This window comes from Catellatospora sp. NPDC049609 (assembly GCF_040675365.1).
Lineage (GTDB): Bacteria > Actinomycetota > Actinomycetes > Mycobacteriales > Micromonosporaceae > Catellatospora.
In genome coordinates, this window is the sequence record NZ_JBFAOU010000427.1 from 1 (window position 1) to 1959 (window position 1959).

At 58.0% G+C, this 1959-nt stretch carries 1 protein-coding gene; it reads left to right on the forward strand.

Features of this window, described 5'->3' with window-relative positions:
* Positions 1 to 596 precede the first annotated feature (596 nt).
* On the forward strand, positions 597 to 1592 hold the full coding sequence (locus AB0J67_RS40850) for a terpene synthase family protein (protein WP_363491163.1): 996 nt from the start codon (positions 597 to 599) through the stop codon (positions 1590 to 1592).
* Positions 1593 to 1959: the final 367 nt, after the last annotated feature.

The following is a 1959-nucleotide window of genomic DNA, read 5'->3' on the forward strand; positions in this document are numbered from 1 at the left end:
AAGACACGACGAGCCCATCGACGCGGCATCCAAAAAGGATCTGCGATCGGACCAGCAACCGCCACCGTCAGCTATTGCGCACAAGATCGTAAGCAGCCGCTGCAACCCCTCCGGCGTGCTCCTCCGGTAACTTGCGGAAGTCCTTCTGCCTGCTGGAGGCTCGCGCCACCCGAGCCAAACATCAATTGCCACGACCACAGGAGGGGCATCCGTCGGCCGCCGGTGCGACCTCACGACGCGCCTGACACTCGCCGGGAACCTAAGGGGCCCCAAAGTCGTAAAGCTTCACGTGAGTTACTCCCGCGACTCTCTGAACAACACGTTGAGACGAGTTCCTCACCTGGTCACTAATCTAGGCAATCGCCTTGATCTGGGCGGCATTCTCTGCACTCGCAGGTGTGCTGAGTTCTATCGTAAAACCATAGATTCCAGAAGAGTATTACGGATGTGCAATAGAGGGGAACGTCGAAGTCTGCCGCAGTCAACGTACAGATCTAGTTCAAGGATTATGGACGCGGCGTGTTCGCCACGGTGCTAGCTAGCATAAATTAGCAAGGAGCACAGCCGTAGCCGACCGAGAGAAAAGGAGCAAAATGATGACTGCCTTGGGTGCTTCCGCGACCGTTCGGCCTTATCCGACGTCCGAGAATCTGCTGCCCAACCTCGGTTTCGAGGTGTCGGATGATATTCATCCAGACGCCGACCGTATCGGGGCGCATTTGCAGGACTGGGCAAAGCGAGTCGGTCTAGCCTCGAGTCCGCATAAACTCGCTCGTCAATTCGACGCGTCCTTCGAGCGGGTGGCCGCGCGAATCTTTCCTGCTCTCCCGCGGCGCGACGTTCAACTTTACGCGCAGTGGGTTGTTTGGCTTTTTGTATTAGACGACGAGCAAGATGAAGGTTTCATGGGCCGTTCTGTCACCGAAGTCGATGAAGCCTTCGCTGAACTCACCGCAGTTGTGGACGGCTATATGCCACCTCGCGAGGCCGCCCCAGTGGCGTTGGTTTTGGCGGAATTGTGGTCACGTACTACGCTTCAGATGTCGCAAACGTGGCGTGCAAGGTTCCTCCAAAACTTCCGCCGCTACCACGCTGCCTTTCGCGCTCAGGCTGCTCACCGATTCCACGGTACCGTTCCCAGCCTCGAGGATTACCCTGAACTACGTCGTTACGACAATGCCATGTTTATGTTCGATCTGGTGGAGGTTGCGCACCGCACCGAGGTCCCGCCATCCCTGGCAAATAGTGACGCTTGGCGCGAAATGCACGCCGCTTCAAGCGACATTACTGCCTGGTGTAACGACCTCGTTTCCTTGAATCGGGATTCAGCACAAGGGGAGCAGTGGAACTACGTGGCCGTGTATCAAAGTGCTACCGGATGCAGCCAAGCGACCGCCATACGTACGGTAAGAAACCATATCCGGGCTCGAAGTGTGGATCTTGTAGCTACGAAAAACCGGGTGGTTGCCCACATCGCTGATTGCCCTAACGTCGAAAACGTTATGGCAGTGGCCAACACAGTCTGCGCCATACCGGGTGCTCATTATGCGTGGCTGCGAGAGTCGGGGCGCCACACCAACCAGGCTCATTGACGTTGATGTGCGACTCAACCTGACCGTAAAACTACTGGTGCGACCGCTACAACCGCATGATCGTGGCGCTTCGCTGAAGCGCGTCAAACCCGATGCCCATGATGTACCGCGTTGTTAAAACCGGCGTGGCGGTCCGCTCCGGGGCCAGGCAGCCGCGCCAACGGCTGCCTGGCGTGACTGCAAAGGATCGCCCATTCGGCCGAATCATCGCTCGCCTGGCAGGGTCGGCGGACAGGCGCGGTTCCCGCTCCTAAGTGCTCCTCTCCGTTAATTCGTCGGGGGTGCCGCAGCTGCGGGTAGGGCTGGCTGGGTCGCGAGGCGTTTGAGAAGGGCGTCAAGATCTTTCTTGGTGTATCGCCAGTTGAAC